Source organism: Streptomyces eurythermus (assembly GCF_014649115.1).
GTDB lineage: Bacteria > Actinomycetota > Actinomycetes > Streptomycetales > Streptomycetaceae > Streptomyces > Streptomyces eurythermus.
Genome location: NZ_BMSK01000034.1, coordinates 37,722 through 60,278, shown reverse-complemented (window position 1 = coordinate 60,278; position 22,557 = coordinate 37,722). Strand labels below are relative to the sequence as shown.

Genomic DNA, 22,557 nt, shown 5'->3' with positions numbered 1-22,557 from the left:
GATCGCCACGCGCAGACAGGCCGGGTAGAGGTACCCGAGCGAGTCGCCGAGGACCTGCCTGATGGCGGCCGCGATCTGCGCGGCCTGCTGAGCCTTGTCGTCACTCACCGTGTGTCCCTCCGGCGGTTCGTCCGATGGTCCGTCGAGGAGCAGTCTGCGCGGCCGGGCTGACCGGACCCTGACGGTTGTCTGACCGTCCGCGCGTGCGCTGTGCGGGCCCGCTCGCCGCCCGGGCCGTCAGGCACGGGTCAGCCACCGGTCAGCGGCTCGGCCCAGACTCGTCCGGGCGCCCGCTTTCCGTGCGGGAGTCCTACGACGGGAGGCAGGCCCGATGACCGCGCTCGACGGCACGATGCAGTGGCAGGGACGGCACACCTGGTACCGGGTCCTCGGCGATCTGCGGGGCGGACGGACGCCCGTGGTGCTGCTGCACGGCGGTCCCGGCCTCACACACGATTACCTGGCGCCGCTCGCCGAGGCGCTGTCCGGACCGGCCGGCGGCGGACGGCCCTGCGTCCTGTACGACCAGTACGGCGGCGGCCGTTCGGGACACCGCCCCGACGCGCCCGCCGGCCACTGGAGCGTGGAGCTGTTCCTTCGGGAGCTCCGGCTGCTGCTCGCCCATCTGGGCATCGAGGACGGGTTCCATCTGCTGGGCCACTCCTGGGGAGGCATGCTGGGTCTCGAACTCGCCGTCACCCGGCCCCGGGGGCTGCGCGGCCTCGTCACGACCGGTGCCTTCGCCGCCTCGCGGACGTACATCTCCGAGGTGCGCGGGCTGGTCGACGCCCTGCCCGAGCCGACCCGCGAGGCCATCCTGCGGCACGAGGCGGCCGGCACCACGGACTCGGCCGCCTACCAGGAGGCGATGCTGGAGTTCTACCGGCGGCACGTCATCCTGGCCCGCCCGGTGCCGGAGTGCCTGCTGCGCTCGGTGGCGGCGATGCGGGAGGATCCCACGGTGTGCCGGGCCATGATGGGCGAGAGCGAGTTCAGCATGACGGGCAGCCTGCGCACCTGGGACATCCGCGACCGGCTGCACCGGGTGCGGACGCCCGTCCTGGTCGCCTCGGGACGCCACGACGAGGTCACACCGGCCGCCGCGGACGAGCTGTACGAGGCGCTGCCGAACGCCGAACGCGCGATCCTGGAGGGGGCGAGCCACCATCCCCATCTGGACCAGCCCGCCGAATTCCTGGACGTGGTAAGGAAGTTCATCGATCGCGCCGACCAGTAGCATGCCTCCATGGCACCCACCATCGGGCTCTTCTCCATGAACTTCAACGCCGCGGCGGACCCGGCGACGGCCGAGCGCGTCGCGCGGCTCACCGAGCGGCTGGGGTACGACTCGCTCTGGGTCGGCGACCACGTCGTCCTGCCGTCCCCGCGCACCGAGGCGTCCCCCTTGGACCCCGGTACGCCGCTGCTGGACCCGGTGGTGGCGCTCACCCATCTCGCGGCCCGCACCGAGCACCTGCTGCTCGGCGCGGGCTGCATCGTGCTGCCCCAGCGCAATCCGCTGGTCCTGGCCAAGCAACTGGCCTCCGTGGACGTCCTCAGCTCGGGCCGGCTGCTCTTCGGGGTGGGTGTCGGCTATCTGGAGCCGGAACTGCGCGCCCTCGGCGTGGACCCGCGCGACCGGGCGCGGCGGGCGGAGGAGTACCTGGACGCCATGGAGAGCCTCTGGTACGACAAGAGCCCCGCGTTCCAGGGCACTTACACGAGTTTCGAAGGAGTCGACGCCCACCCGCGCCCCGCCCAGACACGCGTCCCGGTGGTGATCGGCGGACACAGCACGGCCGCGCACCGGCGCGCGGTCACCCGGGGCGACGCCTGGTTCGGCTATCTGATGGGCCTGCGCGCCACGGCCCAGCAGGTGGCCGCGCTGCGCGCGCTCGCCGTCGAGCACGGGCGGGACAGGCCGCTGCACATCTCCGTCGCGCCGGCCCGCCGCCTCGGGCCGGAGGTCGTCCGGGCCTACGGCGACCTCGGTGTGGACCGGCTGGTGGTGGTCCCGCCGGTCGATCTGACGGCCGACCAGCTCGCCGACTTCGTCGAGGCGCACGCGCCGGCGCGCCTGGGCGCCGCCCCACGCCCCTGACACGCGAGGCGGCGGCCGTCCGACGTGCGGGCCGGCGGCCGTCACTCCGCACCCCTTGCGCGCGAGGCGGCGGCCGTCACTCCCCCGCCCCTGGCACGCGGGACGGCGGCCGTCACTCCGTCAAGAAGGCCGCCGCGCGCTCGCCCACCAGCAGCGCCGGCGCGTGGGTGTTCCCGGTGGTCACCGACGGGAAGACCGAGGCGTCCGCGACCCGGAGCCCGTCGACCCCGTACACCCTCAGCCGCGGGTCGACCACCGCCCCCGCGTCGACGCCCATGCGGCACGTCCCCACCGGGTGGTGGTACGTGGCGACGGTGCGCCGTACCCGGTCCAGCAGGGCCGGCCCCCGCGCGGCGTCCGGCCCGGGGTACATCTCCCGCGCGCCCCACTCCTTGCGCAGCGTGGGGGCCGAGCCCAGTTCCCGGCACAGGGCCACCGCGGCCAGGAGCGCCGTCGTGTCGGCGGCGGTCCGCAAGGTCGCCGGGTCGATCAGCAGCTCGTCCTCGGGCTCGGGACCGGTGAGCCGGACGGTGCCCCGGCTGGACGGCCGTACGATGCCCGCCTGGAGCGTGAAGCCCGTCGCGGGCCCGGTGACCCCCTCGGGATACATCGGCACCGGGAAGTGCAGCGGCTGCAGATCGGGAACGGTGAGGCCGGAGCGGCTGCGCCAGAACAGGTGGGTCTGGGCGGGCGCCAGGCCGGGCGATGTGCGGCCCGGGTCGCGTTCCGTGGCGAACACCACGGGCGCCAGGACGTGATCGTGCAGGTCGCTCCCGACTCCGGGCAGTCCCACGACGGGTGTGACACCGACGGACCGCAGGTGTTCCGGGTCGCCGATGCCCGAGAGCATCAGCAGGCGCGGTGACTCCAGCGCGCCCGCGGCCACCACGGTCCGGTCCGCGCGGGCGGTGTGGACGCGGCCGTCCTCGGTCCATTCGACGCCGGTGCAGCGGGTGCCGTCGAGCAGCAGTCTGCGGACCCGTGCGCCGGTCCGCACGGTCAGTCCGGGGCTGCCGAGCACGGGGGTCAGATACGCGTCCGCGGCGCTGTGCCGACGGCCGTCGACGATGTTCAGCTGGGTCTGTGAGATGCCCTCCGGGAAGCCCGTGTTGTAGTCGTCCTGGTGGGGGATGCCGATCTCGGCGGCCGCCTCGATCAGCGCGGTGTGGACCGGGTCGGTCCGGTACGCGGACATGACGCGCAACGGTCCGCCGGCGCCGTGGAGTTCGTCCGCGCCCGAGTCGAAGTCCTCGATGGAGCGGTAGACCGGCAGGACGTCCCGCCAGGACCAGCCGTCGTTGCCGAGGTACGCCCAGTGGTCGTAGTCGGCTGCGGCGCCCCGGGCGTAGATCATCGCGTTCAGCGCGCTGGAGCCGCCGAGCACCTTGCCGCGCGGCCAGAACAGCCTGCGCCCGGCCGCGTACCGCTGTCCGACCGTCAGGTAGCCCCAGTCCTGCGGGCTCAGCCACAGCTCGCCGAAGCGCCGGGGGTCGTGGATGGCCGGGTTGTCGGCGGGCCCGCCCGCCTCCAGCAGGAGCACGCGTGCTCCCCGGTCGGTCATCCGGCGGGCCACGACGCAGCCCGCGGATCCCGCCCCGACGACGATGACGTCGTGCCCGGGGCCGCCCGGCCCCGGGCTGTGTGATTGCGTCACGTGTGCCGCTCTCCTTGTGAGTCCTGGCGGAATGAGGTGTGCCGGCCGTCCGGTGGCTCAGGCGGAGGTGAAGGCCAGCACCGCGTTCTGGCCGCCGAATCCGAACGAGTTGCTGACCGCGACCTCGATGGCGCGGTGCCGCGGCGCACCGGCCACCACGTCCACCTCGACACCGGGGTCGAGCGTCGACAGGTTCGCCGTCGGCGGGATCAGCGAGCGCTCGATGGACAGCACGGTGAGGGCCGCCTCGATGGCGCCGGCGGCGCCGAGGGCATGGCCGAGCACCCCCTTCGTCGAGGTCACCGCCGGGCCGGTGCCCAGCGCCTTGCGCAGGGCCCGGGCCTCGATGACGTCGTTCAGCGGCGTCGAGGTGCCGTGGGCGTTGACGTGGTCGACGTCCTGGGCGGTGACGCCCGCCCGGGCCAGCGCCGCGTCGAGGGCCGCCGTCATTCCCGTGCCCTCGGGGTCGGGCGCGGTGATGTGGTGGGCGTCGGCCGAGGCACCGTAGCCGGCGACCAGCGCGCGGGTGCGGGCGTTGCGGGCGCGCGCGTCCGCCTGCCGTTCCAGCACCAGCATGCCGCTTCCCTCGCTGATGACGAAGCCGTCGCGGTCGGCGTCGAACGGGCGGGAGGCCGCCGCCGGGTCGTCCAGGCGCCGCGAGGACAGCGCCCCCATCTGCGCGAAACCGCTCACCATCAGCGGGACGACCCCGGATTCGGTGCCGCCGGTGAGCACGATGTCGCAGACGTCGCCGTGCAGCAGGTCCAGCGCCGTGCCGATGGCCGTCGCGCCGGAGGCGCAGGCGGTCGCGGTGACCAGGTTGGGCCCGCGGGCGCCGAACTCCATGGCCAGATGGCCCGCGACCATGTTGGGTATCAGCATCGGGATCAGCAGGGCCGAGACCGATCCGGGGCCCTCCTCGAGCAGGGTCCGGTGCTGTTTCTCCCAGGTCGCGACGCCGCCGAGGCCGCAGCCGACGACGACGCCGACCCGGGCACCGTCCCAGCTCGCCGGGTCCAGGCCGGCGTCGGCGACCGCCTCGCGGGCCGCGACGACGGCAAGCTGGGTGAAGCGGTCGTGCACCAGGACGCTGCGGCGTCCCACGTGCCGGCGGGCGTCGAATCCGGGGACGGTGCAGGAGATGTCCACGGGGATGCCGGCGAGCGCGGGATCCTTGCGGGCCGTCGACACCCCGGAGCACACCGCCGACCACGTGGGTTCGACGCCGATGCCCGCGGAGGTCACCAGGCCGAGGCCGGTGACGGCGACGGCCGGCGCGGTCATGACGCCGCCGCGGCGTCGGCCTGCGCGGCGATGATCTCGGCGGCCCGGCCTATGGTGTCGCGGGGCGTGGCGGCGTCGTCGCCGACCTTGACGCCCAGCTCCTTCTCCACCACCAGCAGCAGTTCGACGAGGAAGAGCGAATCCATCTCCAGGTCCTCGAAGGTGGCTTCGGGGCTGATCGCCGAGCGGTCCACCTGGAAGTGGTTGACGAGGATGTCGGCGAGCTTTTCGTACACGGTTGCTCCAGGGGTGTGAGAACGACGGGTCGGGGCCCGCGGGGCGGCGGCCGTCGCGGGACCGGGGGCCCGCGCGGGGTGTTCAGGCGGAGCGCGGCCAGGCCGGGGCGGCCGGGACCGTGAGCACGGGGCCGCCGGCGCGGGCGTGCGTGGGCATCAGGGTGAGCACCTGGCGCTGGGCGAGGATCTCGGTGTGCCGGGCGCGCAGCGGCGCGCTCGGTTCCAGTCCGAGTTCCCGGTCGAGGCGTTCACGGATGCGGTGGTAGGTGTGCAGCGCCTCGCCCTGGCGCCCCAGTTGGTACAGCGCGATCATCAGCAGTTCGCAGAACCGTTCGTGCAAGGGGTGTTCCGTCTCCAGGCGGCGCAGTTCGGCCGCGGCCTGCCCGGCGTCGCCCACGACGAGCCGGGCGAACGCGAGGTTCTCGCACACCGCGAGCCGGCGCTCCTCGTACAGCGCCGCCCCGGCCCGGCAGCGCAGCCCGTCGCCGGCGTCCAGCAGCGCGGGGCCGCGCCACAGCCGGAGCGCGGACTCCAGCAGCCGTACCGCCCGTCGCGGGTCGACCCGCAGGGCGGCGGCTCCCTGGCCCGCCAGTTCCAGGAACCGGTTGGCGTCGACGCGGTCGCCGGGTACGTGCAGGACGTATCCGCCCTGCACGGTGCGCAGGACCGTCTCGTCGCCGGGCCGTCGCTTGGGTCCGTCGAGGACCTTGCGCAACCGCGCGGCGTGCGCCTGGAGGGCGTTCTGTACGTTGCCGAGCGGCTGGTCCGACCACAGCTCGTCCGCCAGTTCCACGTTCGACACCGAGCGGCCGGCGTCCAGCGCCAGGGTGGCGAGGAGAGCGCGCACTTTGTGGGCCTTGATCGGGCGCTCGCGCTCGTCCACGTACACAGAGACGGTGCCGAGAATCTCTATGCGCACGGCTCTCCTCGGTAGTTCGGCGGGTAATTCGATGGTGGTCGCCGAAAAGAATGGGCGTCAAGCACTCCCGGATCCTCCCAGGGTCGAAACAGGGAGGGCCGTACAGGGGCCCGGGCCGGGGGGTGACCCAGGGGGTGACCCAGGGGTATCCCGGGATTCCCCCAATGATGCCCGCGGCACCGGTACGGCAAGACTCCTCGCACCGGGTTCCACCCGGGCGAATCCTGGGCGACGGCCGATCGGAGTGAATGAGTGACGACCGGATCAGCAACGGACGGCAGGCGCCCCGTGCCCCGCCTCGATCACGTCATGGTCCTGCTGGACGAGGCGGCCTACCGTTCCGCGGCCGCCAGTTCCTTCCTCGTACGGCGCTTCGGCCGGACCAAGCGCAAGGAAGCCGACAGTTCCCTGGCGGGGCAGTACTCCACGCTCGGCGTCGCCGGCCGCAACACGCTCGTCGAGTGCTTCGGCACGTCACTGCCGAGCGCGTCGCCGATCACCGCGGGCCTCGTCTTCTCCTTCGAGGAACCCGGCTCCTCGAAGGCCGCACGTGACCTGCTCGACGCCACCGGGACCGTGCGTCACCAGTACGACCTGGTGCGACGCGCCGACGAACAGGGCGGCGAGCGGCGGCCCTGGTACCACCTGATCAACGTGGGGCTGGGCGAGGCGAGCCCCGTTCTGCTCTTCCTCAACGAGGTCACGCCCGAGTACTTCACCTCGCTCGGCGCCCGGCCGGGACCCGGCGGCGCGCTCGGCCGCGGCGCCTACCTGGACGCGGCGCTGGGGGCCCCGGACGACGGCTCCTGGCTGCTGCGGGACATCGTGGGCGTGACCCTCGCCCTGCGGCCCGAGCGGGCCCGGACCGTCGCCGAGGCCCTTGCCGCGTTCGGCTACACCGTGGCCCCCCTGCCCGGCGGGCTGTGCGTCGAGGGGTACGGGCTGCGGCTGGAGATGGTGTTCGCGGACGGACCGGCGGAACGCGTGACGGAAATAGAGATGGCCACGGCCGATAACACCGGGGAGCAATTTCCGGGCGCCGCGGAATACGTTTTCGGAGACACCTCTCGATTGGTCGTGGAACCGGGCAGAGCTCGCTGGTACTTCGACGAGCCCAGGGATACGAAGCCGAATGCGGGTGCGCCGGAGGAAGCCGTCGCCGGTGCCGCGGGAACGGACCAGGGATGAATTTCTGCGAGATCTTCGAGGACGTCGTCGCCGCGGCCGGCGGCGACGCCGTCGCCGTGGAGTACCGCGGGCGGCGGATCACCTACCGGGAGCTGGACGCCCGTTCGGCGGCGCTCGCCGCCGAGCTGACCGCGCGCGGGGTCACGGCCGGCAGCCTCGTCGGAGTGGCGCTGAGCGCCTCCCCCGACTTCCCGGCGGCGCTGCTGGCCGTGCTGCGGGCCGGAGCGGCCTGGCTGCCGCTGGACCCGGGCTACCCCGCCGAGCGGCTGTCGTACATGATCGAGGACTCGGGGGTCCGGCTGGTGATCGCGGACGCGCCGACGGCCGCGCGACTGCCCGCCGGGAAGGCCGGGTTCCTCGACCCCGCGGTGGTGTCCGCCGCCCCCCGCCCCGGCTCCGCCCCCCGCGTCCGGGTGCGCCCGGACGACCTCGCCTACGTCATCTACACCTCCGGTTCCACCGGCCGCCCCAAGGGCGTCGAACTCACCCACCGGGGCCTTGCGCACCTCGCCCGTGCGCAGGCGCGGACGTTCGGGACGGCGCCCGGGGACCGGGTCCTGCAGTTCGCGCCGAGCAGCTTCGACGCGTCCGTGTTCGAGGTGGTCATGGCCCTGTCGGCCGGGGCGACACTCGTCCTCGCCGCCCGCGAGGACATACCTCCCGGCCCGGAGCTCGTCCGGGCCCTGCGCGAGCTGCGGATCACCCGCGTCACGCTGCCGCCGTCCGTGCTGGCCACCCTGCCGGCCGCCGGGCTGCCGGACCTGGCCGTGCTGATCTGCGCGGGCGAGGCGCTGCCCGAACACCTGGCGGAGCGCTGGCTGCCCGGCCGGCGCGTGTTCAACGCGTACGGTCCCACCGAGACCACCGTGTGGGCCACCGTCGCCGAACTCGCGCCGGGCGGCGGCAAGCCCCGCATCGGCACGCCGGTCCCCGGCGCGCACGCCCTCGTCGTCGACGACCGCATGCGCCCGCTGCCCGACGGGACACCCGGCGAACTCGTCGTCGGCGGCGACGGCGTGGCCCGGGGCTACCGCGGCCGGCCCGGCATGACCGCGGAACGCTTCGTCCCCGATCCGCTCGCCCCCGGCAGACGGGTCTACCGCACCGGGGACCGCGTGGTCCGGCACCCGGACGGAGCGCTGGAGTTCCTGGGCCGCATCGATCACCAGGTCAAGATCCGCGGCTTCCGCGTCGAGCCGGACGAGATCGCCCACCACCTCGCCGAGCATCCCGACGTGACGGACGCGGTGGTGACCGTCCGGGAGACCCACGCGGGGCCCGAACTCGTCGGCTACGCCACGGGCGCCGGGCTCGGCGCCGAGCGGTTGCGGCGGTACCTCGCCGGGCGGCTGCCCGCCCATCTGCTGCCCGCCGCCGTCGTCGTACTGGAGCGGATGCCGCTCACCCCGAGCGGAAAGATCGACCGTGCCCGGCTGCCCGCGCCCGCCCTCGGGCAGGTCCCGGCGAGCGCCGACCCGCCCGCCACGCCCACGGAGCGGGATCTCTGCCGCATCCTCGGCGATCTGCTGGGCCGGGGCCCGGTCCCGGCCGGCGCCGACTTCTTCGCGCTCGGCGGGCACTCCCTCCTCGCCGGCCGCTTCGCCGCCCGGGTCCGTGAGGAACTGGGCAGGAACCTGTCCCTGCGGACCCTGTACGAGGCCGCGACGGTACGCGCCATGGCCCGCCACCTCGACGAGGAGACCGGCACGCCCGGCCGGGACCCCGACGGCGGCACACGCCGGACCGCGCCGCCCGTGCCGCCCCTCACCCCGGCGGGCGTCGCGGACGGCGAGGGGGTGCCGCTGTCCTTCCCGCAGGAACGCATCTGGTACCTGGAGCAGTTGGCCCCCGGCAACCTCGCCTACAACGCCCAGGCGACCCTGCGTCTGCGCGGTCCGCTCGACGACCGCCTGCTCGCGGCCACCCTCACGGAGATCGTGCGGCGCCACGACGTCTTCCGGATGGCGTACCGCGAAGTGGACGGAGCGCCCCGGCAGTTCCGGCAGCCGCCCATGCGGGTCCGGTTGCCGCTCGTCGACCTGTCCGGCCTGCCGGAGGACGAGCGGGCACGGCGCACCGAGCAGACCGTCCGGGACACGGTGCGGCCGGCGTTCGACCTCGGCGCGCCGCCCCTCGCCCGCTGGGTCCTGATCCGGCACGCCTGCGACGACCACACCCTCGTCCACGTCGAACACCACCTCGTCCACGACGGCTGGTCCTTCGCCCTGTTCCTCCGGGAACTGCGCGGCGTCTACACCGACCTCGCGGCCGGACGCGTCCCCGCCGCCCGCGAGGACCTCCCGAGCTACGCGGACTTCGCCCTGTGGCAGCGCTCCTGGCTGTCCGGTGACGTCCTGGACGCCCACCTCGCGCACTGGACCGCCGAACTCGACGGCGTACCACCGGCGTTGGAACTGCCCACGGACCGGCCCCGGCCCCGCGCGCAGAGTTTCACCGGCTCCGCGCTGCGCGTGGAACTGCCCGGGCCGCTCACCCGCCGGCTGCGGGCGTTCAGCCGTGCCTCGTCCGTGACCCTCTACACCACCATGCTCAGCGGCTTCGCCGCCGTACTGAGCCGGTACAGCGGACAGGGCGACCTGGTCGTCGGCACCGGTGTGGCCAACCGGCGGCTCACCGAGGTCGAGAACCTCATCGGCATGGTCGTCAACACCCTGCCGCTGCGCGTCGATCTGTCCGCGGCACCCACCTTCCGGGAGCTGGTGCGCCAGGTGCACACCACCACGGCGCGTGCCCACGAATGGCAGGACGTCCCCCTCGACCGGCTCGTGGAAGCACTGCGCCTGCCGCGCGACCCGTCACGCAATCCCCTGTTCCAGGTCATGTTCAGCTTCCACGACTCCCACATCCCCGACCTGCGCTTCGCCGGACTGAGCGGAACCGTACGGGAGTTGCACAACGAGTCGGCGAAGACCGACCTCAACGTGGTGGTGCTGCCACGCGCCGAACAGCGCGCCGGACACGGCGTCGCGGGCACCGGGGACGGCACCGGCGACGACTCCGTCACCCTCCTGTGGGAGTACGCCACGGACCTGTTCGACGCGGCCACCATGCGCGCCCTCGTGGACAGCTACCTCACCCTGCTGGACCACGCCCTGGACGCCCCCGACACACCCGTCGACCGGGTCGGCCTGCTCACCCCGGCGGCCGAGGCCGAGGTGCTCGGGGCGGCCCGGGGAGCGGACACCCCGTACCCCGCCGGGCTGACCCTTCCCGAGCTGTTCGCGCGGTGCGCGGACCGGCACCCCGACGCCCCCGCGCTCGTCCACGGCGACCGCACCGTGACCTACGCGGAACTGGAGGATCGGGCCAACCGCACGGCGCGGCTGCTGCGGGCCGCCGGAGTGGACCGTGACGTCCCCGTGGGCGTCCTGTTCGACCGGGGCGAGGAGATGGTGACGGCGCTGCTCGCGGTGACGAAGGCGGGCGGGGCCTATGTGCCGCTCGACCCCCGGTACCCCGCGGCGCGGCTGGAGGCCATGCTGGAGGACACCACGGCGCCCCTGGTGCTCACCCGCCCCGGCCTGCGGTCCAGGCTCGGGGACGGCACGAGCGCGCGGGTCCTGACGTTCGGCGAGGACGAGCTGGCCGCCGTACCGCCCGGGCCGCCCGAGTCGCGGGCCACCGCGGACAGCCTGGCGTACATCCTGTTCACCTCCGGCTCCACCGGGCGTCCCAAGGGCGTGATGGTGCCCCACCGCGCGGTGCTGCGGCTGGTGTGCGGCGCCGACTACGCCGACTTCGGCCCGCACGAGCGCATCGCCCAGGTGGCCGACGCCTCGTTCGACGCGCTCACCTACGAACTGTGGGGGGCGCTGCTGCACGGCGGCTGCGTGTGCGTCGTCGACACGGACGAACTGCTCTCCCCCGGCGGACTGCGGCAGGCGCTGCGCCGTCACGGGATCACCGCCATGTTCCTCACCTCCGCCCTGTTCAACGAGGTGATGAACCGGCACCCCGACACGTTCGCCGGTCTGGGACACCTGATCGTCGGCGGGGACGCCCTGCACCCCGGGCGGGTGCGCGCCCTGCTGGAACAGGCCCCGGACCGCCGGCCCGCCGCCCTCAGCAACGGCTACGGGCCCACCGAGACCACCACCTTCGCGGTGTGCCACCGCATCCGCACGGTCCCCGCCGGAGCCGCCTCGGTCCCCATCGGACGGCCCATCGCCCACACCACGGCCTACGTGCTCGACGCCCGGCTCGGTCTCGTACCGCCCGGCGTCCCGGGCGAGCTGTACATCGGCGGGCCCGGCGTGGCCCGCGGGTACGCGGCGCGGCCGGGGGCCACGGCCGAGCGCTTCCTGCCCGACCCGTTCGCCGCCGACGGCTCGCGCATGTACCGCACCGGCGACCTCGTCCGCCGGCGCTCCGACGGGGACCTGGACTTCCTCGGCCGCGCCGACGACCAGGTCAAGATCCGCGGCTACCGGGTGGAGCCCCGGGAACTGGAGGCCACGCTCACCCGCCACCCGGCGGTCGGCCAGGCCGCGGTCGTCGTCGACGACGGCCCGGCGGGACGCCGGCTGGTCGCGTACGTCACCCCGCCGCCGGGCACCGAGGCACCGTCCGCCGCGGACCTGCGCACGTTCCTGGCGGCCGTGCTGCCGGCCTACCTGCTGCCCGCCGCGTACGGGTTCCCGCCGTCCATGCCGCTCACCCCGAGCGGCAAGATCGACCGTGCGGCCCTGCCCGCGGTCACGAGGGCCGCGCCCTCCGCCACGCGGCGGGTCGCCCCCCGCAACCCGACCGAGGGCACCGTCGCCGAGCGGATGGCGGAACTGCTCGGCCACTCCTCCGTCGGCGCCACCGACGACTTCTTCACCCTGGGCGGCAACTCCCTGCTCGCGATGCGGCTGGTGGCGGGAGTCGGCGAGCACTTCGGCGTACGCGTACCGCTCAGCCGCTTCCTCGCCGAGCCCACGGTGGCGCGGCTGGCCGCCGAGGTGACCGCCGCGCCCCGCGACGGCGCCCCGGCGCACGACCCCACCGACGACGAGCGGCTGCTCGCCCGGCTCGACGAACTCTCCGACGACGAAGTGGCCCGGCTCCTGGCGGACATGGCTGACAGCGAGGTCGAACGATGACGCGGCATCCGGCACCGCAGGACCACCCCGGGGAATCACCCGAGCAACGGCGGGCGCGGCTGGCGGCCAGACTCCGCCAGCGGATCGGCGAGCGGCACCACCCCCTGTCGTACCCGCAGCAGCGGCTGTGGTTCCTCCACCAGCTGGACCCCGGCAGCGCCGTCTACGTGGTCCCGCTGACCTACCGGATCAGCGGGCCGCTGGACCGTTCCGCCCTGGAGCGCGCGCTGACCGCCGTGGTCGAACGCCACGAGGTGCTGCGCTCGGTGTTCCGTCCGGTGGACGGCGTGCCCCGGCAGTTCGTCCGGCCGGCCGCCCCCGTCCCCGTCGAGCTGATCGACGTGTCCGGGTCCGCGGACCCGGCGGCCGAGGCCGACCGCCTCTGTGCCGAGCAGGCCCGCACGGTGTTCGACCTGGAGTCGGACCTGATGCTCCGGCCGGTGCTGCTGCGGCTGGCACCGCGGGAGCACCGGCTGTGCCTGACGCTGCATCACATCGCCTGCGACGGCTGGTCGCTCAACCTGCTCGCCGAGGAACTGGGCGCCTTCTACGCCGGTTTCGCGAGCCCGGACCCGCACACTCCGCCGCCCGCGCCGCTGCCGTCGCAGTACCGGCACGTCGCCGCGCGGCAGGAGGAACTGCTCACCGGCCGGCCGCTGGCCGAACTGCTCGATTACTGGCGGGGCCGGCTGGCCGGCGCGCCCGCGCTGGCCACACTGCCCGCCGACCGGCCTCGGCCGCCCGTGCAGAGTCACCGCGGCGGACATGTCGATCTCGGGCTGCCCTCCGACGCCGTCGAGCGGGCACGGGAGTTGGCCCGCACCGGGGGGACCACCCTGTTCGCCGTCCTCCTGGCGGCGTTCGCGGCCGTCGTGCACGCACACACCGGTGCCGAGGAGGTCATCGTCGGCTCACCGGTCGCGGGCCGCCCGCACGCCGACTGGCAACGCCTGATAGGCCTCTTCGCCAACACCGTGGTCCAGCGGATCGGCGTCCACGACGACCCTGCCTTCCGGGAGCTGGTCGCACGGGCCGGGGCCGAGAGCCGGGCCGCCGTCGCCCACCAGGACCTGCCCTTCGAGCGGCTGGTCGAGGAACTGCGGCCGCAGCGCGACCCCGCCCACAACCCGCTGTTCCAGCTGATGTTCAGCTACCACGAGGAGGACGGGACCGGACTGGTCCTGCCCGGCTGCACCGTCCGCATGGAGCCCGGGGACACCGCGACCGCCAAGTTCGACCTCACCATGAGCCTGACCCGCAGCGGTGACCGGCTGCGGGCCCGGCTGGAGTACAGCACCGACCTCTTCGACCGGCGGACGGTGGAGGCGTTCGCCGCCCACTACCGCACCTTCCTCACCGCCGCGGTCGCCGACCCGGACCTTGCGGTAGGAGCGCTTCCCGTGCTCACCCCGGAAGAGGAACGGCACATTCTCACCGCGTGGAACCCCGCGCCCGCAACGGACCCGCGGCCGGCGCCCGTCCACGAGCTGGTGCGCCGCCAGGCGCGCCGCACCCCGGACGCCGTCGCCGTGCTGGCAGCCGCGCGGGACGGGGGCGCACCGCTCACCTACCGCGAACTCGACCGCCGGTCCGACGAGTTGGCCGGCCGCCTGCGCGCCGCCGGGGTGCGGGCGGACACCCCGGTGGGCGTCTGCCTCGACCGCTCCCCACAGCTCGTCGTGGCGCTCCTGGCCGTGCTCAAGGCGGGGGGCGCCTATCTCCCCCTCGACCCGGCCTACCCGGCGCGACGCCTCGCCTTCATGGTCGAGGACTCCCGGACCCCGCTCGTGGTGACCCGCCGCGGGCTGGTGGACCGGCTCCCCGGCACCTCGGCGACACCGCTGCTGACGGACGACCCGGCCCCGCGGGACGCGGCGGCGGACCGGGAGGTCCCCGCCCCGGCGGGCGGCGACCGGCTCGCCTACGTCATCTACACCTCCGGCTCGACCGGCCGGCCCAAGGGCGTCATGGTGACGCACACCAACCTGTCCTGGTTCCTGTCCGCCATGGACCGGCGGCTGGAGGACGCCGGCCCCGGTGCCACCTGGCTCGCCGTCACCTCGATGTCCTTCGACATCTCCGTGCTGGAACTGCTGTGGCCGCTGACCCGGGGGCACCGGATCGTCGTGCGCGGCGACGAGCCGACCGCCGTCACCGCAGGCACCGGCGGTGCCCCGGTGACCGCGGCGGACCAGGCCCGGGCCGTCGGCTTCAGCCTCTTCTACTTCGGCGGAAGCCCCGACCACGCGGGGGCCTCGGACGCCTACCGGCTGTTGCTGGAGGGCGCGCGGTTCGCCGACGCCCACGGCTTCACCGCCGTGTGGACGCCCGAGCGGCACTTCCACACCTTCGGCGGGCTCTACCCGAATCCGGCGGTCACCGCCGCCGCCGTGGCCGCCGTCACCGAGCGCGTCGCCGTCCGGGCGGGATCGGTCGTCCTGCCGCTGCACGACACGCTCCGGGTGGCCGAGGAGTGGGCGGTCGTCGACCACCTCTCCGGCGGCCGGGCGGGCATCTCCGTCGCCTCCGGCTGGCAGCCGGACGACTTCGTGCTCGCCCCCGACCGCTACCACGACCGCAAGGAGCGGATGCTGAAGGCCCTGACCGAGCTGCGGTCCCTGTGGCGGGGCGGCACCGTCACCCGCCGCAACGGCACCGGCAAGGACAGCGAGGTGCGGATCTTCCCTCCGCCGCTCCAGCCCGAGCTGCCCGTGTGGATCACCAGCGCGCGCAGTCCCGAGACCTTCCGCCTGGCCGGTGAGGCGGGCGCGGGACTGCTCACCCACCTGCTGGGCCACACCGCCGAGCAACTGGCCGGGAAGATCCGCCTCTACCGCGAGGCCTGGCGCGAGGCCGGTCATCCCGGTGACGGACACGTCAGCCTGATGCTGCACACCTTCGTGGGCACCGACACCGACGCCGTACGCGAGACGGTGCGGGCGCCGCTGTGCGCGTACATCAAGTCGTCCTTCGACCTGCTCTCCGGACTCGGCGGGGCCCTGGGCCAGGAGTCGGACCCGCGGCTGCTGCCCGAGGCGGAACTCGATGCCCTGGTGGAACGCGCCTTCGAGCGCTTCTTCGAGACCTCGGGACTCTTTGGCACCCCGGAACACTGCGCCGACGTCGTCGACCGCCTCAAGGGCGCCGGCGCCGACGAGATCGCCTGCCTCATCGACTTCGGCGTGCCGCCGGAGAAGGTGCTCGCGGCGCTGGAGTTCCTGCCCAGGGTGCGGGAGCTGTCGGAGGACCGCCGGCGCAGGGCCCTCGCCGACGAGCCGATCGGCCGTCAGCTCGTCCGGCACGGCGTCACCCATCTGCAGTGCACCCCCTCGCTCGCCGGCGTCCTGGCCGCCGACCCCGGGGCCCGTGACGCGCTCGCCGGGCTCGACCGGCTGCTGGTGGGCGGTGAGGCCCTGCCCGGCCCGCTCGCCCGGGACCTCGCCGGGCTGCTGCCGGGACGGGCGTACAACATGTACGGCCCCACCGAGGCCACGGTGTGGGCGAGTTCCGCGGTGATCGACGAGACCGGTCCGGTGACCATCGGCACCTCTCTGTCCGCCGCCCGGGCCCACGTCGTCGACGCCCGTCTGCGGCCCGCGCCGCTGGGCAGCCCGGGCGAACTGCTCCTGGGCGGCCCGGGCATCGTCCGCGGCTACCTCGGCCGGCCCGCGCTGACCGCCGAGCGTTTCCTTCCGGACCGCTTCGCCGGGGACGGCGGGCGCCTGTACCGCACGGGTGACCTGGTACGGCGGCGCGCCGACGGGCACCTGGAGTTCCTCGGCCGGCTGGACCAGCAGGTCAAGCTGCACGGCCACCGGATCGAACCGGGCGAGATCGAGAACGTCCTGCGCGAGCACCCGGGCGTGCGCGCGGCGGCCGTCACGGTGCGCGGCGAAGGGAACCACGCCAGGATCGTGGCGTACTGCGTCGTCGGCGCCACCGCCGAAGGCGCCCCGGATCCCGCCGAGCTGACGGCGCACACCGCCGGCGCCCTGCCCGCCCACATGGTCCCCGCCGAGATCGTCCTGCTCGACGCGCTGCCGCTGACCCCGAACGGCAAGGTCGACAAGGCGGCGCTGCCCGCGCCCCGGCCGCGCGGCACCGCGTCCGGCGAACCCCCGGGCAACGAACTGGAGCGGCGCACCGCCGAGGTCCTCACCGGCGTGCTCCGGGTCGAACGGCTGGGCGTGACCGACAACTTCTTCGAGCGCGGCGGCAACTCCCTGCTCGCCGTGCAGGCCCGGACGCGGCTGCAACCGGTGCTCGGCGAACACCTGACGCTGGTGGACATCTTCCGCCACCCCACCGTCCGGGCGCTGGCCGCGGCGTTCGCGGACGCCGCCGACGGGGACGCCGCGGCACGCGGCGGACTGCGGGACGCGGCGCGCCGGCGCGCCGCCCGGCAGGCACAGGCGCGCGGCCGCCACGGGAAGCTGCGACGCGAGCGGAGGGACACATGAGCGACGGGGGACGAGACGGCATGGACGAGGACATCGAGGCGGTGGCCCTCATCGGGCTGGGCTGCCGGGTCCCCGGGGCCCGCGACGCGGACACCTTCTGGCACAACATGCGCGAAGGGGTGGAGTCCCTCACCCGGTTCGGACGGGAGGAACTCCTGGCCGCGGGCGTCGACCCGGCGGTGGCCGACGACCCCGACCATGTGCCGGTGTCCGGGCATCTGCCCGACGCCGACCGGTTCGACGCCGCCTTCTTCGGGCTGGGCCCCGCCGAGGCCGAGGCCATGGACCCCCAGCACCGGCTCTTCTGCGAGACCGCGTGGGCGGCGTTCGAGAACAGCGGTTACGACCCGGCACGCGTGGACGCGTCGGTCGGTGTCTTCGCCGGCTCGTTCATGAACAAGTACCTCACCGCGAACCTGGCCACCAACGCCCGCTTCCAGCGGTCCCCGATAGCCGCGGCCGCCAGGATCTACAACGACAAGGACTTCCTCGCCACCCGCGTCGCCCACCTGCTCGACCTGGACGGTCCCGCCTACACGGTGCAGAGCGCCTGCTCGACCTCGCTGGTCGCCACCCATGTGGCCTGCCAGTCGCTGCTGGGCCACGAGTGCGACATCGCCCTGGCCGGCGGGGTCACCGTGAACGTACCGCTGAAGTCCGGCTACCCGGTCGCGGAGAGCGGCCTGTTCAGCGCCGACGGCCACTGCCGGCCCTTCGACGCCGAGGCCGGGGGCACGGTGCCCGGCAACGGCGTCGTGGTGCTGGTCCTGCGCCGGCTGTCCGACGCGCTCGCCGCCGGCGACCACGTCTACGCGGTCCTGCGGGGCTCCGCCGTCAACAACGACGGATCGCTCAAGGCGGGCTTCACCGCGCCGGGCGTGGACGGTCAGGCCAGGGTCGTCGCCACCGCGCTCGCCCTGGCCGGCGTCGACCCGGCGACCGTGGGATACGTGGAGGCGCACGGCACCGCCACCCGGGTCGGCGACCCCATCGAGGTGACCGCCCTGGCGCAGGCGTTCGGCGACACGGGCGGACGCTGCGCGCTCGGCTCGGTCAAGGCGAACATCGGGCACCTGGACGCGGCCGCGGGCGCCGCCGGCCTGATGCGCGCGGCCCTCGCCGTGCACCACGGGATCATCCCGCCCGCCCTCGGATTCCGTACGCCCAACCCGGAACTGCGCCTGGACCGCACGCCGTTCTACGTTCCGGCACAGGCCCGCGACTGGCGTCCGGACGGGCCGCGACGAGCGGGAGTCAGCGCCTTCGGCGTCGGCGGCACCAACGCCCATGTCGTCCTCGAACAGGCTCCCCGGGTGCCGCGGCCCGCCGCCCCCGCACGCCCCTGGCAACTGCTGCCGGTGTCCGGCGACACCCGGCAGGCCGTCACGTCCGGCGCGGCCGGCCTCGCCGACCACCTGGACGGCCCCGGCGCCGGCCTTCCGCTGCACGACGTGGCGTTCACGCTCCAGGAAGGCCGCAGGGCCTTCGCGGTGCGCGGGTTCGCGGTCTGCCGCGACCGCGGCGACGCCGTGGACGCCCTGCGCGGCACCGACCCGGGCCGGCTGACCGTCCGCCCGGCGCCGGAGGGCGCCCACGAGGCCGTCTTCATGTTCCCCGGGGGCGGCATGCAGCACCCCGACATGGGGCTCGACGTCTACCGCGCCGAACCGGTCTTCCGCGAGGAGGTGGACCGGTGCGCGCGGCTGCTGGAGGACCGGCTCGGCTTCGACCTCAGGCGTCTGCTGTTCCCCTCGGCCTTCCCCCCGCTGGAGGGCAGGCAGTTGGTGAGCGGGGCGGCCACCATGGGGCGCGGGCAGGGCGCGGGCGCGGTCTGCGCGCTGTTCACCGTGGAGTACGCGCTGGCCCGGCAGCTCATGGCCTGGGGCATCCGCCCGGCCGCCATGATCGGGCACAGCCTCGGCGAGTACGTGGCCGCGGCCCTGTCGGGCGTCCTCACCCTGCCCGACGCCCTCGAGATCACCTGGGCGCGCGGTGAGCTGTTCGCCGCGATGCCCCCGGGCCGGATGCTCGTCGTCGCGCTGCCGGAGGAGCGGCTGCTGCCGATGCTGGGCGACCGGCTGTCGGTCGCCGCCGTGAACGCGCCGGAGCTGACCGTCGTGGCCGGACCCGACGAGGACGTCGCCGCGCTGCTGACCCGGCTGCGGGCACGGGACGTGGACTGCCGCAAGGTCGGCGTGCCGGTGGCGAGCCACTCGTGGATGGTCGAGCCGTACCTGCCCGACTTCACCGAGCGGCTGTCGGCGCTGCGCCCGTCGTCCCCCGGCATCCCGTACGTGTCGGGGGTGACCGGCGACTGGGCCGACGAGGCGCAGGTGAAGGACCCCGGCCACTGGGCGCGGCACCTGCGGCAGCCGGTCCGCTTCGCCGACGGACTGCGTACGGTGCTCGACCGGCCCGGCCGCGTGCTGGTCGAGGTCGGCCCGGGGCGCGCGCTGACCCAGCTGGCCACGGTCCAGCAGCTGGCCCCCGCCCCCGTGGCCGTGCCCACCATGGGGCTGCCCCGGGATCCGCTGCCCGACCTGGCGCACCTGGTGGCCGCCATGGGCCGACTGTGGCAGTCGGGTGTCCCCGTGGACTGGAGGGCCTTCCACGGTGCCGCCGTCCCGCGCCGCGTCCCGCTGCCGGGGCGCGTGTTCGCCGGGCCGCGGCACTGGGTGGAGCACGGCGGCGCCCTCCCGCGGCAGGCGCCGCCGGAGCCCGCCGCGGCAGCCGGGCCCACCGCCGCATCCGAACCCACCACTGCGGCCGGACCCACCACCGCACCTGAACCCACCACCGCGGCCGGACCCACCGCCGCACCCGAGCCCGTCGGGCCCCAGGGGCGAAACGATCCGCCGGAGGAGGGCGGCGCACCCCGCACCGAGCGCGAACGGCAGGTGGCGCGCATCTGGTGCGACCTGCTGGGCCTGGAGACGATCGACGTCGACGAGGACGTCTTCGACCTCGGGGCACACTCCCTGATGGTGACCCAGGCGACCCGTCAGTTGCGCCGCGCGGGCGCCACCGGGCTGAGCGCCCGCGACGTCCTGGGCGCCCCCACGGTCGCCTCCCTGGCGGCGCTCGTGGACCGGATCCTCGCGGGCGACGGGCGGCCCGCCCCCGAGGGCCCCGATCTGGACGCCGAGGTCAGGCTCGACGAGGAGATCACCGCCGCCGGACTGCCCGCGCCGGATCCCCGGCGTCCGCCCCGGGCCGTGCTGCTCACCGGGGCCACCGGGTTCGTCGGGGCCTTCCTCTGCGCCGAACTGCTGCGGCAGACCCCGGCCGACGTCGTCTGCCTCGTCCGGGCCCGGTCCGCCGAGGAGGGCCTGGAGCGGATCCGCGCGGCCCTGGCCTCGTACGGACTGCGGGGCGGTGACAGCCCTCGTCTCCGGGTCGTCACCGGTGACCTGGCCCGGCCCCGGCTCGGGCTGGACGAGGCCGCCTTCGACGAACTGGCCGACCGGATCGACGCCATCCACCACTGCGGCGCCTGGGTGAACTTCGTGCGCCCCTACCGGGCCCTGAAGGCCGCCAACGTCCTCGGCACCCAGGAGATCCTGCGGCTCGCCACGCGCAAGCGGCTCAAGCCCGTCCACCACATCTCCACCCTCGCCGTGCTCGCCGGCGCGATGCACGGCGACACCGAACGCGTCCACGAGGACGACCCGCTGCCGCCGCCCGTCGGCCACGACACCGCCTACAGCCAGAGCAAGTGGGTCGCCGAGGGAATCATCCATCTCGCCCGCGAGCGCGGCGTCCCCGTCTCCGTCTACCGGGCGGGCGGGGTCCTGCCCGACTCGCGCAGCGGCGCGGCCAACAGCGAGGACTACATCACCAAGGTCATCCAGGGCTGTGTACAGCTCGGCCTGGCCCCGCGGCGCCGTTACGCGCTGTCCGTGGGCACCGTCGACCACTTCGCGCGGCTCGTCGTCGCCCTGTCCGGGCGGCCGAAGGCCCTCGGCCGCACCTACCACGCCATCGACCCCCGGCCGCTGGCCTGGGACGACATCTTCGGACACATCCGGGACCACGGCTTTTCCGTCCGCGGTGTCGCGTTCGACGCCTGGCGCACGGCACTCGTCGAACGCGTCGAGAGCGAGGGCGACGACAACGCGCTGGCACCGCTGCTGGCCATGATCGGGGAGGTGCCCGACCGCCGGATGCCGGTCATGGACTGCGCCAACGTCCGGGAACACGCCGGGGCCGAGCTGGACGGGGCGCCCGCCCTGGACGGCCGCTACTTCGCCCGGATGCTCGGCTTCTTCGTACGCCGGGGGCTGCTGCCCCCGCCCCGGGACCCGTCGGGCACCGAGGCCGCCACCACCACGCGCCCGCGTGCAAGGGAGAACTGACATGACACTGCTGCTGACCGGAGCCGCCGTCCTCGACGGTCTGGGCAACGACCCCGTCCGGGGCGGCGCGGTCCGGATCGAGGACGACCGGATCGGCGCGGTCGACGACCGCGGGCCGGTCGGTGACGCCGATGTGCTCGACCTCGGCGGACTGACCCTGCTGCCCGGTCTCATCGACGCGCACGTGCACATCGGGCACTCCAGCGAGACCCGGGCGGTGCTCAACATGGAGCTGTCCGTCGCCGAGCGGGCCGCCGACATCTTCCGCACCCTGCGCCAGACCCTGGACGCCGGTTTCACCGCGGTGCGCGACTGCGGCGGCATCGACCACGGCATCCTGCGCACCGTCGGCCGGGGCCTGGTGCCGGGGCCGCGCATCTGGGCCTCGGCGTCCCCGCTGGTCCAGGGCGGCGGCCACGGGCACCTGGGATCGCCCTTCCTGCCGCCGGACGCCACCTTCCACTTCCGGGTCCGCGGGCTCACCGCCGTGGGCCGTATCTCCGACGGCTGCGACGAGGTGCGCAAGGCCGCCAGGGAGTGCTTCCGGCAGGGAGCGTCGTTCCTCAAGATGGCCGTCACGGGAGGAGTGGTCTCCCTCTCGGACTCGTTGGAGGACACGCAGTTCACGGTCGAGGAGATCGCCGCCGCGGTCGCCGAGGCGCACGCCCGGCACACCTATGTCACGGTCCACGCCCACAACGTGGCCGGCGTCCGCAACGCCGTCGGCGCGGGTGTGGAGTGCGTCGAGCACGGCACCGGGATCGACGAGGCGACGGCCGCGATGATGGCCGAGCGCGGGGTGAGCCTGGTGCCGACCCTGGCCATCGCCAAGGTGCTGGAGGAGAACTTCGACCAGCACGGGCTGCCCGAGCAGATCCGCTGCCGGGTCGGCGACACCCTCCAGGGCATGACCGACGGTCTGCTCGCCGCGCGCGCCGCGGGCGTGCCCATCGGGTCGGGCTCCGACCTCATCGGGCCGAACCAGAACCGGCGCGGGCTGGAGATCGCCCTCAAGGCGCGCGTCCTCGGGGCCCGCGAGGCCATCATGTCCGCCACCTCGGTCAACGCCCGCATCATGCGCGTCGCGGACCGGATCGGCTCCATCGAGACCGGCAAGCTCGCCGACCTGATCGCGGTGGACTTCGACCCGCTCGCCGAGCCGGAACTCTTCGACGACCCCGACCGCGTGGTGCTGGTGGTCAAGGGCGGCCGGATCGTCAAGGACACACGGAAGTAGCCAGGACCAGTCAAGGGA

General features: G+C 74.4%; 11 protein-coding genes. 7 read left to right on the top strand and 4 right to left on the bottom strand.

Features of this window, described 5'->3' with window-relative positions; genetic code table 11:
• Positions 1-331 precede the first annotated feature (331 nt).
• Together IE251_RS38875 and IE251_RS38870 are read left to right on the top strand one after the other, a co-directional pair.
• Positions 332-1,237: a proline iminopeptidase-family hydrolase gene (locus IE251_RS38875; RefSeq protein ID WP_189757662.1), complete on the top strand. Its 906-nt coding sequence runs from the start codon at positions 332-334 to the stop codon at positions 1,235-1,237.
• A gap of 9 nt (positions 1,238-1,246) precedes the next feature.
• A complete protein-coding gene (locus tag IE251_RS38870) occupies positions 1,247-2,101 on the top strand; it encodes a TIGR03619 family F420-dependent LLM class oxidoreductase (protein WP_200692186.1) in 855 nt (284 codons plus the stop codon).
• Between the two features lie 112 nt (positions 2,102-2,213).
• Here the strand turns inward: IE251_RS38870 and IE251_RS38865 are convergent, their stop codons facing one another.
• From IE251_RS38865 to IE251_RS38850, 4 genes are all read right to left on the bottom strand, one after another.
• Entirely contained in the window at positions 2,214-3,755 is a 1,542-nt protein-coding gene (locus tag IE251_RS38865) for a GMC family oxidoreductase (RefSeq protein ID WP_229897134.1), read from the bottom strand.
• A gap of 57 nt (positions 3,756-3,812) precedes the next feature.
• On the bottom strand, positions 3,813-5,039 hold the full coding sequence (locus IE251_RS38860; protein WP_189757661.1) for a beta-ketoacyl-[acyl-carrier-protein] synthase family protein: 1,227 nt from the start codon (positions 5,037-5,039) through the stop codon (positions 3,813-3,815).
• On the bottom strand, positions 5,036-5,275 hold the full coding sequence (locus tag IE251_RS38855) for a phosphopantetheine-binding protein (RefSeq protein ID WP_189757660.1): 240 nt from the start codon (positions 5,273-5,275) through the stop codon (positions 5,036-5,038). Before IE251_RS38855 ends, IE251_RS38860 begins: the two co-directional genes overlap by 4 nt.
• A gap of 82 nt (positions 5,276-5,357) precedes the next feature.
• A complete protein-coding gene (locus IE251_RS38850; RefSeq protein WP_189757659.1) occupies positions 5,358-6,194 on the bottom strand; it encodes an AfsR/SARP family transcriptional regulator in 837 nt (278 codons plus the stop codon).
• A gap of 288 nt (positions 6,195-6,482) precedes the next feature.
• Between IE251_RS38850 and IE251_RS38845 the strand changes: the two genes are divergently transcribed.
• From IE251_RS38845 to IE251_RS38825, 5 genes are read left to right on the top strand one after another with little or no spacing between them, the layout of a single operon-like run.
• Positions 6,483-7,382, top strand: a complete 900-nt coding sequence (locus tag IE251_RS38845; protein ID WP_200692185.1) for a DUF5829 family protein — start codon at positions 6,483-6,485, stop codon at positions 7,380-7,382.
• Positions 7,379-12,487, top strand: a complete 5,109-nt coding sequence (locus IE251_RS38840) for a non-ribosomal peptide synthetase (RefSeq protein ID WP_189757658.1) — start codon at positions 7,379-7,381, stop codon at positions 12,485-12,487. The genes IE251_RS38845 and IE251_RS38840 overlap by 4 nt, the downstream gene beginning before the upstream one ends.
• Positions 12,484-16,947 carry a MupA/Atu3671 family FMN-dependent luciferase-like monooxygenase gene (locus tag IE251_RS38835; RefSeq protein ID WP_189757657.1) on the top strand — a complete coding sequence of 1,488 codons (4,464 nt, stop codon included), beginning with the start codon at positions 12,484-12,486 and terminating at the stop codon, positions 16,945-16,947. The genes IE251_RS38840 and IE251_RS38835 overlap by 4 nt, the downstream gene beginning before the upstream one ends.
• Positions 16,944-21,302 carry a type I polyketide synthase gene (locus tag IE251_RS38830; protein ID WP_189757656.1) on the top strand — a complete coding sequence of 1,453 codons (4,359 nt, stop codon included), beginning with the start codon at positions 16,944-16,946 and terminating at the stop codon, positions 21,300-21,302. Before IE251_RS38835 ends, IE251_RS38830 begins: the two co-directional genes overlap by 4 nt.
• A gap of 1 nt (position 21,303) precedes the next feature.
• Positions 21,304-22,539, top strand: a complete 1,236-nt coding sequence (locus IE251_RS38825) for a metal-dependent hydrolase family protein (RefSeq protein WP_189757655.1) — start codon at positions 21,304-21,306, stop codon at positions 22,537-22,539.
• Positions 22,540-22,557: the final 18 nt, after the last annotated feature.

Coding starts and splice junctions, on each gene's coding strand:
- IE251_RS38875 (WP_189757662.1), top strand. CDS start 332: ATGACCGCGCTCGACGGCACGATGCAGTGGCAGGGACGGCACACCTGG.
- IE251_RS38870 (WP_200692186.1), top strand. CDS start 1,247: ATGGCACCCACCATCGGGCTCTTCTCCATGAACTTCAACGCCGCGGCG.
- IE251_RS38860 (WP_189757661.1), bottom strand. CDS start 5,039: ATGACCGCGCCGGCCGTCGCCGTCACCGGCCTCGGCCTGGTGACCTCC.
- IE251_RS38840 (WP_189757658.1), top strand. CDS start 7,379: ATGAATTTCTGCGAGATCTTCGAGGACGTCGTCGCCGCGGCCGGCGGC.
- IE251_RS38835 (WP_189757657.1), top strand. CDS start 12,484: ATGACGCGGCATCCGGCACCGCAGGACCACCCCGGGGAATCACCCGAG.
- IE251_RS38830 (WP_189757656.1), top strand. CDS start 16,944: ATGAGCGACGGGGGACGAGACGGCATGGACGAGGACATCGAGGCGGTG.
- IE251_RS38825 (WP_189757655.1), top strand. CDS start 21,304: ATGACACTGCTGCTGACCGGAGCCGCCGTCCTCGACGGTCTGGGCAAC.